This is a genomic window from Streptomyces sp. (assembly GCF_031178505.1).
Taxonomy (GTDB): domain Bacteria; phylum Actinomycetota; class Actinomycetes; order Streptomycetales; family Streptomycetaceae; genus Streptomyces; species Streptomyces gulbargensis.
On record NZ_JAPSIW010000794.1, the window covers coordinates 1 to 3,097 of the forward strand.

Consider the following 3,097-nt stretch of genomic DNA (forward strand, 5'->3'; position numbering starts at 1 on the left):
CCTCCGTTCAGGTCACCCTTCGGCGTACCGCCGGGGGGCAGGCCCCCGGCCTGGACATGCCTCGTACCCGATAAACGCGTCTTTTCTCAGACAAGAACAAGAACAAGCTCCACATTCGCTCGATTGCTGAATCGATCCTTCGCGGGAGCGTCTCCGTGAAGCGATTCCCGATGGAGAAGGAGCCGGCGAAATGGCCGAATGGAAGCAGATCGGCGGTGCGCTCGTCCGGATCTCGGCCGGGTCCAGGACTAACGTGTGGGGGGTCAACTCGGCCGGCCACATCTACCGCTACACGAACGACGACGCCAATCCGTGGGTGCGGATTCCCGGGGGGCTGTCGGACATCGGTGCGGCGGCGGACGGCACGGTGTGGGGCGTCAACTCCGCCGGGAACATTTACCGCTACACCGGCGACTTGCCCGGCTGACCCGTACCGGTCGGCAACCGCCGCCGAACGTCAGGCCGGTCACGCCCTCAGGTGCGACCGGCCTCGACGCGCGGCTCAGGGCCGCTCCGATCGTCAACGCGCAGCCAGCGGAAGCGCCACCCGCCGCCCCAGACCGAACTCCTCGGCCTCGTCGCTGCTGACGACCGCGACGGATCCCGCAGGAACCCCAGGCAGCGTGGCCACGCGGGACGCCGCCGCCAGCAGATCCTCCTCACCGGCTCCGGTGATGAAGAAGACGTAGACGTCCCCGTCCTGCTCCCCCTCGTCGAAGACGTCCACGTCGCCTTCGTCGTCGAGATCGCACAGGAAGTCCTCGATCGCATCGATCCAGGGAAACGGGTAGGAGCCGTCCGGCAGATCGGGTGTCGACAGCAACGGCACGTGAATCTCGACGACCATGGTGGGCACGAGAACATCCTGCCCCGAGAGCCTCCGCCCGGCTCACCCCGGGTCGACAAGGGATCAGTGGCCCGGCTTCGCCGCGTGAGCAAGGAAGTCCGCCCACACAGAAGGCGGAAACGCGAGATGCGGCTCCGGGAGGGCCTTGGAGTCGCGGACCGGAACCATGGTCGGCGTGGCGGCTGTCTCGACGCAGTTGGAGCCGTGGCCGCTGTAGGTGGACTTCTGCCCCTGAGGGGTTGTCATGGCCGGCCTTTCTCACAGTTCCCGTGCGAGTGCCGCCGGGCCTGCCGTGCACCCCGCCGCACGCGGTGAGCGCGGTGAGCGCGATGAGGGAGAGGTCGGCGGCCAGAATCAAGAAACGGGACGGGTGTGCGCACGTCGTGCGCGTATGGGGGACGACCGGGGGGACGGCCTGCCGGAATCGGCCGGTCAGGGGGCGCCGGCGGCCTTGGTGTGGAGCACCTCGCGGCCCTGCTCGGCGGCGCGGGTGATGCTCTCGCCGACGAAGTCGAGGAAGCGGGCGATGTTCTCCAGGCGGACGGCGGCCGGGGTGCCGGGGCCCAGGACGCCGACGCCCTGCCGTGAGACCTCGACGACCTGGACGAGGGACCGGGCGCTGGCGATCATCGCCTGGTACCAGATGTCGTCGTCCACGACATAGCGGTCCCGGCGCCGCTCGTCCTTCTCCCGGCGCACCAGGCCCTGGCTCTCCAGGAACGCGATCGCCTTGGAGACGGACGCCGGGCTGACGCCGAGCCGCTGGACCAGCTCGGCCGCGGTGAGGCTGCCCGTGTCGGTCATGTACAGGGCGGCCTGCACCCGCGCCATCATCTTGGGCGTGCCCGCCCGCATGAGGACGGTGGTGAACATCTCCTCGTACGCGCGGACCGCCTCGCCGTCGCGCCCGTACGGCTGCGGTGTCGCCTCCGCCTCCGGGGGCGTCCCCCTCCGACGCCGCCGGGTGCGGTGCTCGGTGGCACGGTGGGCCAGGTCGGCGCGGTAGCCGGCGGGGCCGCCGTTGCGCGTCACCTCGCGGGTGACGGTCGAGGTCGGCCGGTCCAGACGCCGGGCGATCTCGGCGTAGGCCAGGCCGTCGGCCAGCCCCAGCGCGATCTGCTGGCGTTCCTGCTGAGTGAGCCTGCCTCCCGGCATCGGGGGTCTCCTTCGCGGTCCGTGGTGCGCCACACCCTAGCGTTCACCCCGCATCATTGCAACGGAACAGGAAGCCCCTATTGCATTAAGCTCCTTCCGGTTGCAACGATTTTAACGCCCTGAACTGCGTAAATGGTGAGTGCGTGCAACGAGGGCATTGCGCGTCACTCGAACGCAACGTAGCGTTTCCAATGTCGGAAACACGAGGCACGCCGAAGGAGAGCATCATGCGCACATTCCCCACCCCCGCCCCGGTCTCCGCGGTCCTGGACATCCCCGCGGGTCGCGTCCGGTTCATCGCCGCCGACCGCACCGACACCACGGTCGAGGTACTCCCGGCGGACGCCTCGAAGGCCCGTGACGTGAAGGCGGCCGAGGAGACCACGGTCGAGTACGACGACGGTGTCCTGCGCATCGCGGCCGCCCCGGCGAAGAACCGGATGGACCGCGTCCTCGGCCCCTCCGGTGCCGTCGAGGTGACCGTCCGGCTGCCCGCCGGCTCCCACGTCGAGGCGACGGCCGCCGCCGAGTTCCGGGGCGTCGGACGGCTCGGTGACGTCACCATCGAGGGCGCGCACGGCCCGGTCAAGCTCGACGAGACCGCGAGCGCCCGCCTCACCGTCCTCGACGGCGACGTCAGCGTCGGCCGCCTCGGCGGTCCCGCCGAGATCAGCACCCGGCGGGGCGACCTGCGCGTCACCGAGGCCGTGCACGGCACGGTCACGCTGCGCACCGAGTCCGGCGGGATCGAGGTGGGCGCCGCCCGCGGCGTCTCCGCCGCCCTGGACGCCGGCACCGGCCACGGCCGCGTCCACAACGCGCTCCGGAACGCCGACGGCGCCGCCGCCGGCCTGACCATCCACGCGACCACCGGTCACGGCGACATCACCGCCCGCAGTCTGTGACCGGACCTGCTCCGGGGAACGCGTCGTGACCGTCTCGTCGGCCTTCGCCGTCCCGGACGGCATTCGCACCGCGCCACCACAAGCCGCTCGGTCCCGCCGGAGGAACGACCGGGCGGCGGGACCGAGCAGGACTGGGCGCGCGGTGTCCGCTCCGCAGGCGTGAACAGTTATGCGTATGACTGTTCACGCC

Annotated in this window: 5 protein-coding genes; 2 read left to right on the plus strand and 3 right to left on the minus strand. The window is 70.6% G+C overall.

Annotation, left to right across the window (positions count from 1 at the left end):
* Nucleotides 1–190 precede the first annotated feature (190 nt).
* Nucleotides 191–427, plus strand: coding sequence for a tectonin domain-containing protein (locus RIF68_RS32420; protein WP_309054890.1), 237 nt, complete (start codon nt 191–193; stop codon nt 425–427).
* A 93-nt stretch (nt 428–520) separates the two neighbouring features.
* Here the strand turns inward: RIF68_RS32420 and RIF68_RS32425 are convergent, their stop codons facing one another.
* The 3 genes from RIF68_RS32425 to RIF68_RS32435 all read right to left on the minus strand — a co-directional run bounded on the left by RIF68_RS32425 (nt 521) and on the right by RIF68_RS32435 (nt 2,002).
* Entirely contained in the window at nt 521–847 is a 327-nt protein-coding gene (locus RIF68_RS32425) for a hypothetical protein (protein WP_309054898.1), read from the minus strand.
* Between the two features lie 63 nt (nt 848–910).
* The gene (locus RIF68_RS32430; RefSeq protein ID WP_309054892.1) at nt 911–1,093 is read right to left on the minus strand and encodes a DUF397 domain-containing protein; all 183 of its coding nucleotides are present in this window, start codon (nt 1,091–1,093) and stop codon (nt 911–913) included.
* Nucleotides 1,094–1,279: 186 nt separating this feature from the next.
* Nucleotides 1,280–2,002 (minus strand): helix-turn-helix domain-containing protein, encoded by a 723-nt coding sequence (locus RIF68_RS32435; RefSeq protein ID WP_309054894.1) that lies wholly within the window; start codon nt 2,000–2,002, stop codon nt 1,280–1,282.
* Nucleotides 2,003–2,229: 227 nt separating this feature from the next.
* On the opposite strand from RIF68_RS32435, the gene RIF68_RS32440 reads away from it, so the two are divergent.
* Complete coding sequence (locus RIF68_RS32440) at nt 2,230–2,907, plus strand: DUF4097 family beta strand repeat-containing protein (protein ID WP_309054896.1); 678 nt, start codon at nt 2,230–2,232, stop codon at nt 2,905–2,907.
* Nucleotides 2,908–3,097 lie beyond the last annotated feature (190 nt).

Excerpts from the sequence above, each read along its gene's own strand:
- RIF68_RS32420 (WP_309054890.1), top strand. The coding sequence starts at position 191 with ATGGCCGAATGGAAGCAGATCGGCGGTGCGCTCGTCCGGATCTCGGCC.
- RIF68_RS32425 (WP_309054898.1), bottom strand. The coding sequence starts at position 847 with ATGGTCGTCGAGATTCACGTGCCGTTGCTGTCGACACCCGATCTGCCG.
- RIF68_RS32430 (WP_309054892.1), bottom strand. The coding sequence starts at position 1,093 with ATGACAACCCCTCAGGGGCAGAAGTCCACCTACAGCGGCCACGGCTCC.
- RIF68_RS32435 (WP_309054894.1), bottom strand. The coding sequence starts at position 2,002 with ATGCCGGGAGGCAGGCTCACTCAGCAGGAACGCCAGCAGATCGCGCTG.
- RIF68_RS32440 (WP_309054896.1), top strand. The coding sequence starts at position 2,230 with ATGCGCACATTCCCCACCCCCGCCCCGGTCTCCGCGGTCCTGGACATC.